Source organism: Streptomyces sp. NPDC088794 (genome assembly GCF_044750545.1).
Lineage (GTDB): Bacteria > Actinomycetota > Actinomycetes > Streptomycetales > Streptomycetaceae > Streptomyces.
Window position 1 is genome coordinate 255,377 of the sequence record NZ_JBIVKB010000010.1, and the last position, 16,211, is coordinate 271,587.

The following is a 16,211-nucleotide window of genomic DNA, read 5'->3' on the forward strand; positions in this document are numbered from 1 at the left end:
CCTCCGTGATGGCTGTGATGGCTGTGATGGTCGTGATGGCTGTGACGGTCAGGCGGTCCTGAAGCCGCTCTCGGTCAGCGACGGGAGTCCGTCATTCGACTTGCCCGACGTGCCGGGCTTGCCCGGGGTCGGCGGGGACGGCAGGTCGGCCGGGTCCGGGAAGGTGAGGCCGGCCTTCGCCAGGATCGGGCCGCAGGCCTTGAGCGCCTTGCGGTAGCTCTTGGACGTCGGGTCGAAGTCCCGGCTCGTGATCCCCACCTTCAGCAGGATGCCTCCGTCCTTGCCCTTGGACGCCTCGAAGTCCGGGAAGACCGACTGGCCCTGCTCCTTCATGCAGGCGGCGAAGTCGTCGTTGGCGGCGTTGACGTCGTCCGGGGCGTCGGCTGTGGGGTCGTACTTCACCGCGAGGCGGGCGCCTCGGGGCGGTTCGGTGGGCCGTTCACCGTTGCCCTTCTCCTTGCTTACGCGCACGCCCGGGGCCTTGGCCGTCGATGTGCCGGACGCCTGGGCGGCCGTTGCGCCGACCGTACCTAGTGCGGCGGCCGTCAGCACGACGATGCCGAGGGCTAGGCTCTGCGATCGGGTCGCCAGAGCGCGCATGTGGTTCCTCCTGTGATCAGGCGTTGTCGCTTGCGGAACTCAGGCAACTCCCCGGGCGGTTACAGCAGCGGAACGGCCTCCCTTATCCGTGTGTAACCCCCCGCCCGCCACACTGACGGCCATGCGTGTGCTGCTGGTCGAGGACCACGAAGAGCTAGCCGAGACGGTGGCCGCGGGGCTGCGCCGCGAGGGCATGGCGGTCGACCTCGCCTTCGACGGACCGACCGCCCTGGAGCGTGCCGAGATCAACGGGTACGACGTCGTCGTGCTCGACCGTGATCTGCCCGGTCTGCACGGCGATCAGGTGTGCCGGCGGCTGGCCGGGGGCGGCAGCCGGGCCCGGGTGCTGATGCTCACCGCGTCCGGGACGGTGGCCGACCGGGTCGCGGGCCTTGGCCTCGGCGCCGACGACTATCTCTCCAAGCCGTTCGCCTTCTCCGAACTCGTCGCGCGGATACGGGCGTTGGCGCGTCGTGCGCAGCCCGCGTTGCCGCCGGTGCTGGTCCGGGGCGAGCTCCGGCTGGACCCGGCGCGGCGGGAGGCCAGCCGTGCCGGGGGCCAACTCCCGCTCAGTCCGAAGGAGTTCGCCGTGCTCGAACTGCTCCTCGGGGCGCAGGGGGCGGTGGTGTCCACGGAGGAGTTGCTGGAGCGGGGGTGGGACGAGGCGGCGGATCCCTTCAGCCAGACCGTGAAGGTGACGGTGAGCAGACTGCGCCGGAAGCTGGGGGAGCCGCCGTTGATCGAGACGGTGGACCGGGCCGGGTACCGGATCCGGTGAACGGCCTTGTGAAGGTGCCCGGGTGGAACGGCCTGACGAGGGTGTCCGCGTGGAACGGCCTCACCAAGGTGCCCGCGTGGCGCCCGCGCAGCATCCGGTGGCGGCTGACCCTGCTCTACAGCGCCCTGTTCGTGGCGGCGGGCGCGCTGCTGCTGGGCTTCGTCTACTTCCTCGCCGCGAACAACGTGGGGGTCCACAGGACCGTCTCGTCGGTCGAGGGGCCCGGTCTGCCGGGCCGGGGCGCCGCACCCACCGCCCCGGCCACCATCAACGCCTTCGCCGAGGTCGTCCGCCAGGACCAGTTGCACGACCTGCTCGTCTACGCGGCCCTCGCCCTCGCCGCGATGGCGCTGGCCTCCGTCGCCCTGGGGTGGGTGATGGCCGGACGGGTGCTGGCACCGTTGCGGACGATGACCGCGACCGCCCGGCGGATCTCGGCCGACAATCTGCACGAACGGCTGGCCGTGGCGGGGCCGGACGACGAGTTGAAGGCGATGGCGGACACCTTCGATGACGTACTGGCCCGGTTGGCGGGGGCGTTCGAGGCGCAGCGGCAGTTCGTCGCCAATGCCTCGCACGAGCTGCGTACTCCGCTCACGCTCCAACAGGCCGTCGTGGACGTGACCTTGGCCGATCCGGATGCGTCCGAGGAGGAGTTGCGGGGCGCGCTGCGGCGGGTGCGGGCGGTGGGGCAGGAGCAGGAGCGGCTGATCGACGCGCTGTTGACGCTGGCGCGTAGTCAACGGGGGCTTGAGCGGCGGGAGTTGGTGGATCTGACGGCCATCGTGCGGGAACGGCTGCCGGTGGTGGGCGGTTGTCGGGTCGAGGCCCGGCTGGAGCCGGCGCCCGTGCTCGGGGACCCGCAGCTGATCGAGCGGCTGGTGGTCAACCTCACCGAGAACGCCGTGCGGCACAACCTCCCGGCGGGGGAGGAGGGTTGGGTGAGCGTGTGGACGGGGGTGGACGCGCAGGGCCGGCCCGGGCTGCGGATCGAGAACAGCGGGCCGGTGATTCCGGCGGACCAGGCGGCGGGGCTGTTCGAGCCGTTCCGGCGGGTGGGGCCGGAGCGTGTCGCTCCGCAGGCCTGGGCTCGCTCACGGGGTGCGCAGGGGTCCGCGATGTCGCAGGGTGCGGAGGGTTCGCGGGGGAGGGGGCGAGAGCGGGACGGGGTGGGGCTCGGTCTGTCGATCGTCGCCGCCGTCGTCGCGGCGCACGGGGGACGCGTATGGGCTCGGACCCGGCCTCGGGGCGGGCTGACGGTGGAGGTCAGTCTGCCGTGCTGGGGAACGGGAACGGGAACGGGAACGGGGGCGGGGATGGGAACGGGGGCGGAGGTGGGGGCGGCTGGGGTCGCGCCGGTGGGCCCGGCCTTGCCGCGGGCTTGACCTGTCGTATCGACAAGGTGTCGGACCTGCGCGGTGCCGCTCGACGCTGCGTCGATTGTCCGGGCACAGGCAGGGGCTGCATCCTTCGGTCATGGCGCTCTCACCGAAGACTTCCCCGCCCTCCCGTCGGACCCTGCTGCGCGCGCTCGGCGGGGCCGCGGTGCTGGGCGGTCTGGCCGGCTGCGGGGTGCCTGCCGCGTACGTGAGTCCCGGGGAGCGGGCCGGGACCGATCTCTCCGCCTCGGACCACCGGCTGACCTGGTCGAACTGGCCGCTGTACATCGACACCGATGACGACGACTCGACCAAGCGGCCCACGCTGGACGCCTTCGAGAAGCGCACCGGGATCTCCGTCGACTACATCGAGGAGATCAACGACAACGACGAGTTCTTCGGCAAGATCAGCCCCGCCCTCATGAACCACCAGCAGACCTGCCGGGACCTGATCGTCATCAGCGACTGGATGTGCGCGCGGTTCGTGCGGCTGGGCTGGGTCCAGGAGATGGACCGGGCCCGCCAGCCCAACGTGGCCGAGTACCTCGACCCCCTGCTGCGCTCGCCCGCCTTCGACCCGGGCCGCAAGTACACGGTGCCGTGGCAGTCCGGCATCACCGGCATCGCGTACGACCGCCGCAGGGTGGGCCGCGAGATCCGGCACGTGAAGGACCTCTGGGCGAGCGACCTCAAGGGGCGGGTGACCCTGCTCTCCGGCCTCGACGAGGCGTTCGCGCTGCTCATGCAGGGCAACGGCGTCGACGTCACCAAGTGGACGGCCGACGACTTCTACGCCGTCTGCGACGAGGTCGAGAAGTACGTCAAGAACGGCCAGATCCGGCGCTTCACCGGCAACGACTACACCAAGGACCTGGTCAGCGGCGACGTACTGGCCTGCCAGGCGTACTCGGGCGACGTGATCCAGCTGCAGGCCGACAACCCCGACATCCGCTTCGTCGTCCCCGAGGAGGGCGCCGAGCTGTGGTCGGACTCCCTGATGATCCCCGACCTGGCCCGCCACAAGACCAACGCCGAGCGGCTGATCGACTACTACTACGAGCCGAAGGTCGCCGCCGAACTGGCCGCCTGGGTGAACTACGTCTGTCCCGTCCCGGCCGCCCAGGACGTCCTGGCCTCTTCCAAGGACAAGGACACCGCCGCCCTCGCCGAGAACCCCCTGATCTTCCCGGACGCCACGATGCGCAAGCACCTGGCCATCGCGCGGGACATCACCTCGAAGGAACGGGTGGACTTCGCGAAGGAGTGGAACCGGATCGTGGGGTTGTGAGGGCGCGAGCGGTCCCGCATGGTTCTGGGGTTTCTGTCATGGGCACTGAAAGTTCCGGGGAGCTTTCCCGGCGCCCGTAGACAGGTCGGGCGCCGCTCCAAGCGATGGGAGACCGATCAACGATGTTCACTCCGGTGCGGAGCAGAGTACGGACCGCCGCCCTCGCGCTCTCGGCCGTCATGGCCCTCGCCTTCGGCGCGACCGCCACGACCGGCGCGGCAGCGGCACCCGCTGCCGTTCTCGCCAAACAAGGACCGACCTCGGTGGCGTACATCGAGGTGAACAACAACAGCATGCTGAACGTCGGCAAGTACACCCTCTCCAACGGCGGCGCCAACGTCTTCGACATCGCCGTGATCTTCGCGGCGAACATCAACTACAACGCAAGCACGAAGGCGGGGACCCTGTACTTCAACCCGAATGTGCAGCGCGTCCTCGACAACGCCGCCACGCAGATACGGCCGTTGCAGCAGAAGGGCATCAAGGTCGTCCTCTCGGTGCTCGGCAACCACGAGGGCTCGGGCTTCGCCAACTTCCCGTCGCAGCAGACGGCTTCGACGTTCGCGAAGCAGCTGTCGGACACCGTGACCAAGTACGGCCTCGACGGCATCGACTTCGACGACGAGTACGCCGACTACGGCAACAACGGCACCGGCCAGCCCAACGCCAGCTCGTTCGTGTACCTGGTGTCGGCACTGCGCGCCAACATGCCCGGCAAGATCATCAGCCTCTACAACATCGGACCGTCCGCGTCGCGCCTGTCCTACGGCGGCGTCGACATCTCGTCCAAGTTCGACTACGCCTGGAACCCGTACTACGGCTCCTGGCAGGTTCCCGGCATCGCACTGCCCAAGTCGAAGCTCTCGCCGGCGGCCGTCCAGATCGGCGGGACCTCGCAGAGCACCGCCGCCAGCCTCGCCCGACGCACGGTCAGTGAGGGCTACGGCGTCTTTCTGACCTACAACCTCGACGGCGCCAATCGCACCGCCGATGTCTCCGCGTTCACCAGGGAGTTGTACGGCAGTGACGCCCGCTACACGCCGTAGGCCGACTGTGCTCCCCGGCGTCCGGTGCCCCATCGGGGCGTTCCGCATCCCGTAGGTCCACGCCCCGGGCAGGCCGCGTTTTCGACAACGATGTCGGAGACGCGGCCGCCAGCCGGAGACCGACGCGGCGCGCCGGGCCCTCGACGAACAGGACGACTAGTAGGCGGCTGTCCGCTCTATCCGCTCTGTCCGCCGTCGGCGGCCGCGGTGTTCGGCTCGTCGTCCTTGTCGTCCTGATCATCCTGGTCGAGGGTGGCGGCCCAACTGGCCAGCAGTTTGAGGCTGTCGTGGGACGGGGTGCCGGGTTCGGCGCTGAGGGCGGTGAGGGTGAGGCCGGGCTCGGTGGGGATGGGCATCGCCTCGAAGGGGAGGGCGAGTTCACCGACCGCGGGGTGGTGGAAGTACTTGACTCCGGTCTGGTGCAGTCGTACGTCGTGGGCGGCCCACAGTGCGCGGAACTTCTCGCTGCGGGTGGAGAGTTCACCGACCAGATCGGTCAGGTCCCGGTTGTACGGGTCGCGGCCCGCCTCGGTGCGCAGCAGCGCCACCGCTCCGGCCGCCTGGCGTTCCAGCTGGGGCAGGAAGTCGGCGGCGCCCGGGTTGAGGAACTCGTAGCGGGCGAGGTTCACCGGCCGGGCCGGGTCGGCGAAGACCGGGTCGTACAGGGCGCGGCCCAGCCGGTTGGTGGCCAGGATGTCCAGGCGGCCGTTGCGGATGAAGGCCGGGGCCTCGGTCATCGCGTCGAGCAGGTGCTGGAGGCTGGGCCGGATCGGCTGCGGGGCCCGTCGGCGCGCCGGCCGACGGGTGGTGTTCGCCGTACGCGCGAGGTCGTCGAGGTGGGCGCGCTCGGCCTCGTCGAGCTGGAGGGCGCGGGCGAGGGAGTCGATGACGGTCTCCGAGACGCCGGAGAGGTTGCCGCGCTCCAGACGGGCGTAGTACTCGGCGCTGACGCCGGCGAGCAGCGCGACCTCTTCCCTGCGCAGCCCCTTCACCCGCCGGTTGCCGCTGTGGGCGGGCAGCCCCGCCTGCTGGGGCGTGATCCTGGCGCGACGGCTGGTCAGGAACTCGCGTACCTCGCTCCGGTTGTCCATGGTTTCGAGGCTACGTCGGCTGTCGGGTGGTGTCTCCGTGCGAAGGGTGTACTGGCAGTACACGTATCAACGAGTCCTTCTCCATGCGCGTGACCTGCGGTTTCATCGGTGGTGACGCAGGACGATCCCCCCGTTCCGGCCGCTCTGAGACGGCCGACGCAAGGAGTACGCACCACCATGGAGATCCTCAAGAAGTCCGCGACCGTGAAGCTGCCGCCCCACCTGTTCACCGGCGACGTCTGGGCGGACGTGATCCAACGGGGCGAGGAGCCCTCCCGGGTACGGGTCAACCTGGTCCGCTTCGCCCCCGGCGCCCGTACCGCCTGGCACAGCCACGGTCTGGGCCAGACCCTGCACGTCGTGTCCGGAGTCGCCCTGGTCGGCACCCGGGACGGCGTGATCATCGAGGCCCACCCGGGCGACACCATCGGCTGCCCGCCCGGCGAGGAGCACTGGCACGGCGCGAGTCCGGACCGGTTCATGGAGCACATCGCGCTGTGGGAGGGCGACGAGGTCGAGTGGCTGGAGCACGTCACCGACGCGGAGTACGGGGGCCCGCGCACCGGCACACGTGCACCCCGCTGACCACGCCCGGACCCGATGCGAAGGAGCGTCACCATGGAGTACACCCGTCTCGGCACCACCGGTCTGAAGGTGAGCCGGCTCGCTCTCGGCTGCATGAGTTACGGCGATCCGACCGTTCCCCGTGCGCACCCCTGGGCGTTGACCGAGGAGAAGGCCGCGCCGTTCTTCCGCCAGGCCGTCGAGCTCGGCATCACCTTCTGGGACACCGCCAACGTCTACCAGGCGGGCACCTCCGAGGAGTTCGTCGGCCGGGCGATCCGCGAATACTCCCGGCGCGAGGACATCGTCCTGGCCACCAAGGTGCGCGGTCCGATGCACGCGGGTCCGGGCGGCGAAGGCCTCTCCCGCAAGGCGATCCTGGAACAGGTCGACGCCTCGCTGACCCGGCTCGGCACGGACTACATCGACCTCTACCAGATCCACCGCTTCGACGACGAAGTCCCGGTCGAGGAGACGATGGAGGCGCTGCACGACATCGTCAGGGCCGGCAAGGTCCGCTACCTCGGCGCCTCGTCGATGTACGCCTGGCAGTTCGCCAAGCTCCAGCACGCGGCCGAACTCGGCGGCTGGACCCGCTTCGTGTCCATGCAGAACCAGTACAACCTCCTGCGCCGCCAGGACGAGCCCGAACTCATGGCCATGTGCGGCGACATGGGCGTGGGGCTCGTGCCCTACTCCCCGAACGGCAAGGGCCGTCTCGCCCGTCCCGTCGGTGCGCAGAGCACCCGCTCCGCCACCGACCACGTCGTGCAGGCCTTCGACAGCGTGTACGACGAGCCGGTCATCGACGCCGTGCGGCGCCTCGCCGAAGCCCGCGGCGTCCCCATGGCCCAGATCGCGCTGGCCTGGGTGCTGCGCAACCCGCTGGTGTCGGCGCCCATCGTCGGTGCCACCGAGCCCCATCACCTCCAGCAGGCCGTGGCCGCGCTCGCCCTCCACCTCTCGGACGAGGAGGCGGCGGCGCTGGAGGAGCCGTACACCAACGCCGGGCCCTCCTGGTACTGATGCCGGTCGACGGCCCCCACCGTGGGCCGGCGCATAGGATCGCCGGCATGCCACTGCGACCTGTTCAGGTGAACATCAAGGCCGTCGACAGTGCGGCGGTCGGTCGGTTCTGGGCGGAGGCGCTCGGGTGGAGTGCCTACAGCCCCGGTGTGACCACATACGTCGGACCCGGCGGCGGTCTCGTCTGGCCGGACCCGGTCGTCGTCGGGGTCGACGTCGTTCCCGTCCCGGAGCGCAAGTCGGCGACGAAGAACCGTACGCACCTCGATCTCGCCACCGACTCCCTCGCTCATCAGGCGGAGTTGGTCGCGCGGCTGACGGCTCTCGGTGCGACGCCCGTCGACGTGGGGCAGGGCGCTGTGCCGTGGACGGTACTCGCCGACCCCGAGGGCAACGAGTTCTGCGTGCTGGAGCCTCGGGAGGAGTACCGGGACACCGGGCCGATCGCCGCGGTGGTGGTCGACTGTGCGGATCCGCGGGTCGTGGGCCGGTTCTGGGGCGAGGCGTTGGACTGGACTCTGCGTGAAGTGACCGACGAGCACGCGGTGTTGCGGTCGGCCCGCGGCGGTGGACTGTATCTTGAGCTCCTCCGCGTGCCCGGTGGGAAGACCGTGCCCGATCGCGTCCATCTCGATCTGCTGCCGTATCCCGGTGACGACCAGGCGGCCGAGGTCGACCGGCTGCGAGCCCTCGGCGCGACCGACCTCGACCTCGGCCAGGGTGACGTTCCCTGGACCTGTCTGTCCGACCCGGAGGGGCATGAGTTCTGCGTTCTCGCCCCCGTAGGAGAAGCGGGAGACGGGCACCCGGTGGCCTAGCCGAAGGCCCCGTGGTCCCCGAAGCCGCCTCCGTGTCCGCGCTCCTCCGATTCCGTCGGGGCCGTGGTCGGCGCCGTCGAACCGTCTTCCGCCTTGAAGCCCGCCTTGTCCAGGGCCGATTGGAGGGACGCGGCGTAGCTCTGGCTGGTGATGGTCGCGCCGCTGACCGAGTCGATCGCGGCGCTCTGCTTGGACAGGGCGCTCTCCCGCAGGGTCGGTACGGCTCCGTTGCTGATCTGGACGGACTGCGGTTCGTTGGCGGGGAGTTGGAGCGTCTTCACGTCGGTGATCCTGCCGGCCTTGATGGTCACCTGGACCTGGGTGTTGCCGAACTGCGTGCTGATCGCGGCGCCGGTGGCGGTCGTGGTGGAGCCGCTCTTCGAGACGGTCGCGTCCTGGCTCGACGACGAGGAGGACGAGGACGAGGAGGACGACGACGCGATGGTCGGGGTGATCTCGTGGGGCTTGAACATCAGCACGCCGGTGGTGCCGATGACGGTCGTGACCAGGACGATCGGGGCTCGTCGCATGGGGTTCTCCAGGGGTGTCGGGAACGCGAGGTCAGAACGCGAAGTCCTCGTGGTGGATATGGGCGGCCGGCACCCCGGCGTCCCGGGCCGCGGTGACGATCCGGCGGGTGAACTCGTCGGGGCCGCAGACGAAGACGTCCCGGCCGGCGATGTCGGGGACCAGGGCGTGCAGGGAGGGCGCGTCCAGGCGGAGCGTGCCCCGTGGGCCGGTGAGGGTGTGCAACAGGCCCCGGCGTTTGGCCAGCAGGCGCTCGAACTCGTCGAGGTGGGCGATGTCCTCGCGGTGCCTGCCGCGCAGCAGGACGACCACGTGGGTGTCCCGGGGCAGGTCGTCGAGGAGGGCGCGGATCGGGGTCGTGCCCACACCGGCGCCGACGAGCAGGACGTTCCGGGACCGCTGTGCGTCGGCGGTGAAGACGCCGTACGGGCCCTCGAACGCCACCCTGGTGCCGGGGGTCAGACAGGACAGGGCCGTGCTGTGGTCGCCCAACTCCTTGACGGTGATGCGGAGATGACCTGCCTGGGGCGTGGCCGAGAGGGAGTAGGGATGGGCCTGCCACCACAACTCCCGGCGCAGGAACCGCCACATCATGAACTGGCCGCCGGCCGTGGGCAGTTTCTCCAGGTGCCGCCCGCTGAGGACGATCGACCAGGTGCGGGGTCCCACCGGCGCGATCTGGGCCACGCGCAGGTCGTGCCGGACGGACCGGTACAGGGGGAGACCGATCCGGAAGGTGAGTACGACGACCAGGGCACCGACCCACAGCGACGTCCACCAGGCCGTGGCCAGGGGGTGCCCCACGAACGGGGCGCCCGTGTCGATCTGGTGGATGAAGGAGAGGCCCAGGCCCAGGTAGGTGTAGAGGTGGACGGCCCACCAGGTCTCGTACCTCATCCGGCGTCGCGCCCGCCGGTAGGAGGTGACCCCGGCGACCAGCAGCAGGACGCTGCCGACGGTGGCCGACAGGATTCCGGCGTAGCTCCACAGGAGTTGGCCGATCTCCGCGAGGAGACCTGTCTTCGCGGCGCGTGCGTATCCGACGGTGATCAGTACCGCGTGGGCCAGGAGCAAGTACAGGCCCCAGGGGGCGAGTCGGCGGTGCCAGAGGATCAACCGGTCCTGGCCCAGGGCGCGTTCGAGGGGCGGGATGCGGGCCGAGAGCAGGACGATGACGACCATGGCGTAACCGCTCAGCATCCCGGTGACGCGGCCGAGCGCGGTGGCGACGCCGCCCGGCGCCTGCAACGCGCTGACGGTCTGGGAACCGATGCCCAGGGCCAGGGAGATGCCCAGGCCGAGACCCGCGGCAGCGGCCAGGGCGTCGACGACGAGCGGGCGGCGGCGGGCCGGGAACCTGCGGGGCACCCGTACGGCGCGCCGCGACGACGGAGGGACGGACGGCGGGGGCCAGTTGCGCGGGCGGACGGGCGGCTTCGGCGGGGGCTGCCGGGAGAGGTGGGGTGCGGTCATCGTGACTCCTCCACGGGGTCGGCCAGGGGGAAGCCCGGGGTGAGATGGACGCGTTCGTCGTCCGTGACCGTCATCGCCTCGTATCCGTCGAGGGCCAGCGTCCAGTCGGCGGCCCGGCGCCCCATGGCGAAGGCCGCTGTCGCGTACGCGTCCGCGGTGCCCAGGTCGGGACCGCAGACGGTGACGGACAGCAGCCCGGTGGGGGCGGCGGCCGTGTGGGGGTCGATGATGTGCTCGCCGCGTTCGTACGCCCCCGAGGTCGCCACCGCGAGGTCGCCTGCGTGCACCACGGCCGCCAACGCGCCGCGGTCCGTGGGGTGTTGGATGCCGATCCGCCAGGGCAGACCGTCCTGGCGAATCTTTTGGGCGCCCTCGCTGTCCCGACTTCCGCGACCGCCCTCGCCGCCTCGGCCGCCCCGGACTCCCCGGCTTCCCCGGCTCACGACATCGCCACCGGCCGTCAGGCAGAAGTCCGTCAGGCCCCGGGCCACCAACGCGTCCGCCGCCCGCTGCACCGACCAGCCCTTCACCAGCGCGGACGGGTCCAGCCTGCCTGCCGCCCACGCGTCGAAGTACCCGTCCGTGGCACGGCGAAGCTCCGCGCACCTGTTGAGCACCCAGGTCACCTCGGCGCCCGCGTTCTCCGGCGGCAACTCCCCGCGGTCGATACGGGAAACGGCGCTGTCCGGCTTGTACGTGCTGAACAGGGCGTCGACCTCGTGCAGCCAGCGCACCACACTGGCGACGCCGGCGGCGGCCTCCTTCGGGTCGCAGTCGCGCAGGTCGAGGGAGACCACGGTGCCCATGACGTGTTCCACGTGGACGTACCGAGCAGGCAGGTCGGTCGCAAAGGCGGCATGGCTGTCAACTCTGCTCACTGCATGGCTGTGAACGCTGCTCATGAGGCTCCTCGGGAGCGGAAGCGGTGGTCTGCCCTCACCTTCCTCAGCGGACCTCTCAGTTCCCTCTCAGACCAGGCCGGATACGGGCCCCGCGGCCTCTTTTAAAGAGGAATCTCAGGCAGCAGCACTGTGAACACCGTCGAACCCGGGACGCTCTCGAAGGTCAGCGTGCCCTCGTGGGCCGCGACGACGGCCGCCGCGATGGACAGACCGAGCCCGGCGCCCGCTCCCCGCGTCCCCGTGCCGGGGTGCCGGCGGTCGGCGCGGGTGAAGCGCTCGAAGAGCGTCTGCCGGAGCTCGGACGGAATCCCGGGCCCGTCGTCCGCGACGGACACGCGGCACCACCCCGGCCCGCCATGCCCCGGCCCGCTTCGACCCGGCTCGCCGCGTTCCGGCCCGCTCCGCGCCACGCGCACGGTCACCAGCGTGCCGGCCGGGGTGTGCAGCCGGGCGTTGGCCAGGAGGTTGGTCAGCACCTGCGCCAGCCGGTGGGCGTCGCCGGTGACGATCACCGGCGTCTCGGGCAGGTCCAGGACCCAGTCGTGGTCGGGGCTCGCCGCCCGGGCGTCGTCCGCGCAGTCGATGACCAGGCGGGTCACGTCGACCCGGTCGCGCTGGAGGGGCCGGCCCGCGTCGAGGCGGGCGAGGAGCAGCAGGTCGTCGACCATGGCACTCATCCGTGCCGCCTCGGCGGCCACCCGGTCCAGGGCCCGCTCGACCTTGGCGGGGACCGGTCCGGGGTGGCGCAGGGCGAGTTCGGCATGGCCACGGATCGAGGCGACAGGGGTACGCAGTTCATGGCTCGCGTCGGCCGCGAAGCTCCGTAGCCGCTCCTCGCTGGTGTGCCGTTTGGCCAGCGCCTCCTGGACGTGGCCGAGCATGCGGTCGAGCGCGACGGCCACCTGACCGGCCTCGCTGTGCGGGTCGCCCGCCGCTGTCGGGCCCGGCAGGGTGACCTCGCCGCTGTCCAGCTTCAACGCGGCGACGGCCGCCGCGGTGTCCGTCACTCGGCGCAGCGGGTGCAGTGAGTGTCGTACCCACAGGGCACCGGCGACCCCGGTGATCACCAGAGCCCCGCCGAAGACCAGGGAACAGACCAGGGCGAGGCGCCGGACCGTCTCCTGGAGCGGCGCCAGCGGCAGGCCGCTGACCAGGACGTCGTCGTCCTTTCCCGCGCAGGCGTACACGCGGTAGGCGCCCAGGGACGAGAACGTGACGCTGTGGGCCTTCCCGTCGCTGGAAAGGGCGTTGAGCGTCGCCGTGTCGGCCGCGTCGAGGGTGACGGCGGTGCCCCGGTTGGCCCGGACGACGGCGGCATCGGTGATCCGGCCGTCGTTGAGACGTGCGCCGAACGTGCCGATGCTCTGCCCTCGGGTGTCGGCACGCCAGCGGGCCGCGAGGTCGCCGTAGTCGACGTCCCCGTCCGACTGCTGCCGGGCGTCCGCGGACTGCCGCAGCGAGGAGGGGAACAGGCAGCCGGAGTCGGCCAGTTGGTGATCGAGCTGGTCGGTGAGGTAACTGCGCAGGGCGACGACGCTCGCCACCCCGACGGTCGCGCAGCTCAGCGCGAGCAGGACGACGAGGCCCCAGGTGAGCTTGGCCCGCAGGGTGCGGGGGCGCAGCCGGTCGAGGCGGGCCCGCGTCGCCGCGTTCATGAGGTGGGGGGCTTCAGGACATAGCCGACTCCGCGCACGGTATGGATCATGGGTGGCCGGCCGGCGTCCACCTTCTTGCGCAGATACGAGATGTACAGCTCGACCACGTGCGCGTGGTGGCCGTAGTCGTAGGACCAGATCCGCTCCAGGATCAGCGTCTTGCTGAGCACCTGGCGCGGGTGGTTCATCAGCAGCCGCAGCAGCGCGTACTCCGTGGGGGACAGGGCGATGACCTCCCCGGCCCGGGTGACCTCGTGGGCCTCCTCGTCGAGCACGAGGTCGCCGACGGTCAGCGCCGTCCCGCCCGCGCTGCGGCGCGCCATGCCGGCCCGGCGCAGCAGGCCGTGCAGCCGGGCGGTCACCTCGTCCAGGCTGAACGGCTTGGTGACGTAGTCGTCGCCGCCCGCCCGGATCCCGGCGACCCGGTCCTCGACCGCGTCCCGTGCGGTGAGGAACAGCACGCACACGGTGGGGAGTTCGGCGCGGATCTCGCGCAGCACGGTGAGCCCGTCGGCGTCGGGCAGCATCACGTCGAGGATCACCGCGTCCGGCCGGAACTCGGCCGTGGCCCGCACCGCCGTCGCCCGGTCCGCGGCGGGGCGCGCGTGGTAGCCCTCGTAGGCGAGCGCGCCGCACAGCACCTCGGTGAGATCGGGCTCGTCGTCGACCACGAGCACCCGGACACGCGAGCCGTCGGGGCGGACCAGGGGATGTGCCGGGGCGGCGGGGTCCGTAGGGCGTGAAGTCACCGTGCCATCAGACCGCCCGAATCTGAGATTCGCCTGAGATGTACGGGGCCGGGGTGCGGGTGGGGAGCCGGGCGTCCGGGTGTCGGTCCCGTGGGAGGCCCGCTGTCGTCCCTGGTCAGCGCCGCTGCACGGCTTCACGGAAGCCACGCTGAGGCACCTCGCCCCGGCCCGGAGCTGAGAGCGTGCTGAGAAGTCCGGCGTGCAGGGTGACGGCCGCGCCAAGGAGGAACTCCCACGTCCCGACGACCCCCCACAAAGGCCGCGACAAGGCCCCGCAAGGCCGCGACAAGGTCCCCGCAAGGAGAGACATGACCACGCTCAACCCCTCGGTCCTTGAGGGCCCGTTGCCACCACGAACGGCCGCGGCCACCGACCGCACCGCCACTCCGTCATGGGAACGGCCCGCCTTCTGGGCCCTGTTGGTCGTCGCGGCGATCGCCTTCCTCTGGGACCTGGGCGCGTCCGGCTACGGGAACGAGTTCTACTCGGCGGCCGTGCAGGCGGGCGGCGAGAGCTGGAAGGCCGCGTTCTTCGGGGCCTCGGACGCCGGGAACTCGATCACCGTCGACAAGCCGCCGGTCGCGCTGTGGCCCATGGACCTCTCCGTACGGCTCTTCGGAGTCGGGTCCTGGCAGATCCTCGCCCCCGAGGCGCTGATGGGCGTCGCCACCGTCGGCGTGCTGTACGCGGCGGTACGGCGACTGTACGGACCGGCCGCCGGGCTGCTGGCCGGCGCGCTGCTCGCGCTGACCCCGGTCGCGGCACTGATGTTCCGCTTCAACAACCCCGACGCGCTGCTCGCCCTGTTCGTGGTGTGCGCGCTGTACTGCTTCCAACGCGCCCTGGAAGGCCACCGGGCGGCCCGCTGGATGGTGCTCACCGGGGTCTGCTTCGGTCTCGCCTTCCTGGTCAAGACCCTCCAGGCGTGGCTGATCCTGCCGGCGCTGACCGTGGTCTACCTGGTCTGCGCGGCGCAGCCCGTCACCAGGCGGATCGGCCATGTCCTGCTGGCCGGGGCCGCGATCGTGGTCAGCGCCGGCTGGTGGGTGGCCCTGGTCGAGCTCTGGCCGGCCGACTCCCGCCCGTACGTGGGCGGTTCCACGAACAACAGCTTCCTGGACCTGACCCTCGGCTACAACGGGCTCGGGCGCATCACCGGCGACGAGGCCAAAGGGGGTGCGGGCGGGGGCGGTTCGGCGGCGAGCAGCCTGCCCGCAGGCGGCAGCGTGCCCGCCGGGGGTACAGAGGGAGGTGGCGCCGGTGGCCATGGCGGCGAGGGTGGCATCACGCGCATGTTCGACAGCGCGCTGGGCGGCCAGATCTCCTGGCTGCTGCCCGCCGCCCTGATCCTCCTGGTCGCCGCGCTGGTGGTCACCCGCCGGGCCGCCCGAACCGACGTCCACCGCGCGGGATTTCTGGCCTGGGGCGGTGCGTTGCTGTGCACCGCGGTGACGTTCAGCTTCATGTCCGGGATCTTCCACGAGTACTACACCGTCGCGCTCGCACCGTACGTCGCCGCCCTCGTCGCCATGGGTACGGTCCTGCTCCGGCGCCTGCGAGGCCACGCCATGGCGGCCGTTGTCCTGGCGGTGACGGTCGCGGCGACGGCGGCATGGGCGTTCGCGCTGCTCGGCCGCGCGGACGGCTGGACCTCCCAACTCCGCTGGCCGGTACTGGTGGTCGGGCTCCTCGCGGCAGTCGGCCTGGCGCTCACCCGTCTCCTCCCGCGCCGCCTGGCCCTCGGGGCGACGGGCCTCGCGCTGGTCGCCGTACTCGCCGGACCGGCTTCCTACACCTGGGCCACCGTCACCACGGCCCACACCGGACAGACCCCGCTCGCGGGCCCCGCCTCGGCGGCCGACGCACAGGGACACGGCGGGCCGACCGGGGGAGGCACGGGACGCGCGGCCGGCACGGGGAAGAGCGGTGCCGGCCGGCTGGGCGGGATCGACGCCGTCACGCCCCAACTGCGCGCCACGCTGGTCGAGAACGCCCAGGACTACACCTGGGTCGCCGCGACCGTCGCCTCCGACAACCAGACCTGGCTCCAACTCGCCACCGGCCGACCGGTCATGCCCAGCGGCGGGGACCCGGCACCGACACTGGCCCGGTTCAAGCAGTACGTCGCCGACGGGGAGATCCACTACTTCGTGGCCCAGGGCGGCGAAGAGGGCGGCTTCGCCCGCGAGGGCGAGGACAGCACCGGCTCGCAGATCTCGGCCTGGGTGACGGCGTCCTTCACCCCGCGGACGGTGGGCTCGACGGTGGTCTACGACCTGACCGCGCCCAGGAGTTGACGCCCAGGAGTCGACGC

The 16,211-nt window shown here is 71.3% G+C and carries 15 protein-coding genes; 8 read left to right on the plus strand and 7 right to left on the minus strand.

All coding sequences use genetic code 11. From position 1 onward, the window contains the following. Positions 1-48: 48 nt before the first annotated feature. Positions 49-600, minus strand: a complete 552-nt coding sequence (locus ACIP6U_RS27360) for a hypothetical protein (protein ID WP_401722868.1) — start codon at positions 598-600, stop codon at positions 49-51. 121 nt (positions 601-721) lie between these two features. Between ACIP6U_RS27360 and ACIP6U_RS27365 the strand changes: the two genes are divergently transcribed. From ACIP6U_RS27365 to ACIP6U_RS27380, 4 genes are all read left to right on the plus strand, one after another. Beyond that, a complete protein-coding gene (locus ACIP6U_RS27365; RefSeq protein WP_401722869.1) occupies positions 722-1,378 on the plus strand; it encodes a response regulator transcription factor in 657 nt (218 codons plus the stop codon). Then, positions 1,375-2,763 (plus strand): sensor histidine kinase, encoded by a 1,389-nt coding sequence (locus tag ACIP6U_RS27370; RefSeq protein WP_401722871.1) that lies wholly within the window; start codon positions 1,375-1,377, stop codon positions 2,761-2,763. The genes ACIP6U_RS27365 and ACIP6U_RS27370 overlap by 4 nt, the downstream gene beginning before the upstream one ends. 91 nt (positions 2,764-2,854) lie before the next feature. After that, complete coding sequence (locus tag ACIP6U_RS27375) at positions 2,855-4,045, plus strand: spermidine/putrescine ABC transporter substrate-binding protein (RefSeq protein ID WP_401722874.1); 1,191 nt, start codon at positions 2,855-2,857, stop codon at positions 4,043-4,045. 122 nt (positions 4,046-4,167) lie between these two features. Next, positions 4,168-5,091, plus strand: coding sequence for an endo-beta-N-acetylglucosaminidase H (locus ACIP6U_RS27380; RefSeq protein WP_401722877.1), 924 nt, complete (start codon positions 4,168-4,170; stop codon positions 5,089-5,091). A 176-nt stretch (positions 5,092-5,267) separates the two neighbouring features. Here ACIP6U_RS27380 and ACIP6U_RS27385 read toward each other — a convergent pair whose 3' ends face one another. Further along, entirely contained in the window at positions 5,268-6,182 is a 915-nt protein-coding gene (locus ACIP6U_RS27385; RefSeq protein WP_401722880.1) for a helix-turn-helix transcriptional regulator, read from the minus strand. A gap of 177 nt (positions 6,183-6,359) precedes the next feature. Between ACIP6U_RS27385 and ACIP6U_RS27390 the strand changes: the two genes are divergently transcribed. The 3 genes from ACIP6U_RS27390 to ACIP6U_RS27400 are packed head-to-tail and all read left to right on the plus strand — an operon-like array spanning position 6,360 to position 8,590. Further along, positions 6,360-6,767 (plus strand): cupin domain-containing protein, encoded by a 408-nt coding sequence (locus tag ACIP6U_RS27390; protein WP_401722883.1) that lies wholly within the window; start codon positions 6,360-6,362, stop codon positions 6,765-6,767. A gap of 33 nt (positions 6,768-6,800) precedes the next feature. Continuing rightward, the gene (locus tag ACIP6U_RS27395; protein ID WP_401722886.1) at positions 6,801-7,772 is read left to right on the plus strand and encodes an aldo/keto reductase; all 972 of its coding nucleotides are present in this window, start codon (positions 6,801-6,803) and stop codon (positions 7,770-7,772) included. Positions 7,773-7,819: 47 nt separating this feature from the next. Continuing rightward, positions 7,820-8,590 (plus strand): VOC family protein, encoded by a 771-nt coding sequence (locus tag ACIP6U_RS27400; protein ID WP_401722889.1) that lies wholly within the window; start codon positions 7,820-7,822, stop codon positions 8,588-8,590. On the opposite strand, the gene ACIP6U_RS27405 is transcribed toward ACIP6U_RS27400, so the two are convergent. The 5 genes from ACIP6U_RS27405 to ACIP6U_RS27425 form a co-directional block, all read right to left on the minus strand. Continuing rightward, positions 8,587-9,120, minus strand: coding sequence for an FMN-binding protein (locus tag ACIP6U_RS27405; protein ID WP_401722892.1), 534 nt, complete (start codon positions 9,118-9,120; stop codon positions 8,587-8,589). The genes ACIP6U_RS27400 and ACIP6U_RS27405 overlap by 4 nt on opposite strands. A gap of 31 nt (positions 9,121-9,151) precedes the next feature. Continuing rightward, on the minus strand, positions 9,152-10,591 hold the full coding sequence (locus ACIP6U_RS27410; RefSeq protein ID WP_401722894.1) for a ferric reductase-like transmembrane domain-containing protein: 1,440 nt from the start codon (positions 10,589-10,591) through the stop codon (positions 9,152-9,154). Beyond that, complete coding sequence (locus ACIP6U_RS27415; RefSeq protein WP_401722897.1) at positions 10,588-11,469, minus strand: FAD:protein FMN transferase; 882 nt, start codon at positions 11,467-11,469, stop codon at positions 10,588-10,590. The genes ACIP6U_RS27410 and ACIP6U_RS27415 overlap by 4 nt, the downstream gene beginning before the upstream one ends. 125 nt (positions 11,470-11,594) lie before the next feature. Next, positions 11,595-13,148 (minus strand): sensor histidine kinase, encoded by a 1,554-nt coding sequence (locus tag ACIP6U_RS27420; RefSeq protein WP_401722898.1) that lies wholly within the window; start codon positions 13,146-13,148, stop codon positions 11,595-11,597. Beyond that, entirely contained in the window at positions 13,145-13,897 is a 753-nt protein-coding gene (locus tag ACIP6U_RS27425) for a response regulator transcription factor (RefSeq protein WP_401722901.1), read from the minus strand. The genes ACIP6U_RS27420 and ACIP6U_RS27425 overlap by 4 nt, the downstream gene beginning before the upstream one ends. A 308-nt stretch (positions 13,898-14,205) precedes the next feature. On the opposite strand from ACIP6U_RS27425, the gene ACIP6U_RS27430 reads away from it, so the two are divergent. Continuing rightward, positions 14,206-16,194 carry an ArnT family glycosyltransferase gene (locus ACIP6U_RS27430; RefSeq protein ID WP_401722903.1) on the plus strand — a complete coding sequence of 663 codons (1,989 nt, stop codon included), beginning with the start codon at positions 14,206-14,208 and terminating at the stop codon, positions 16,192-16,194. Positions 16,195-16,211 lie beyond the last annotated feature (17 nt).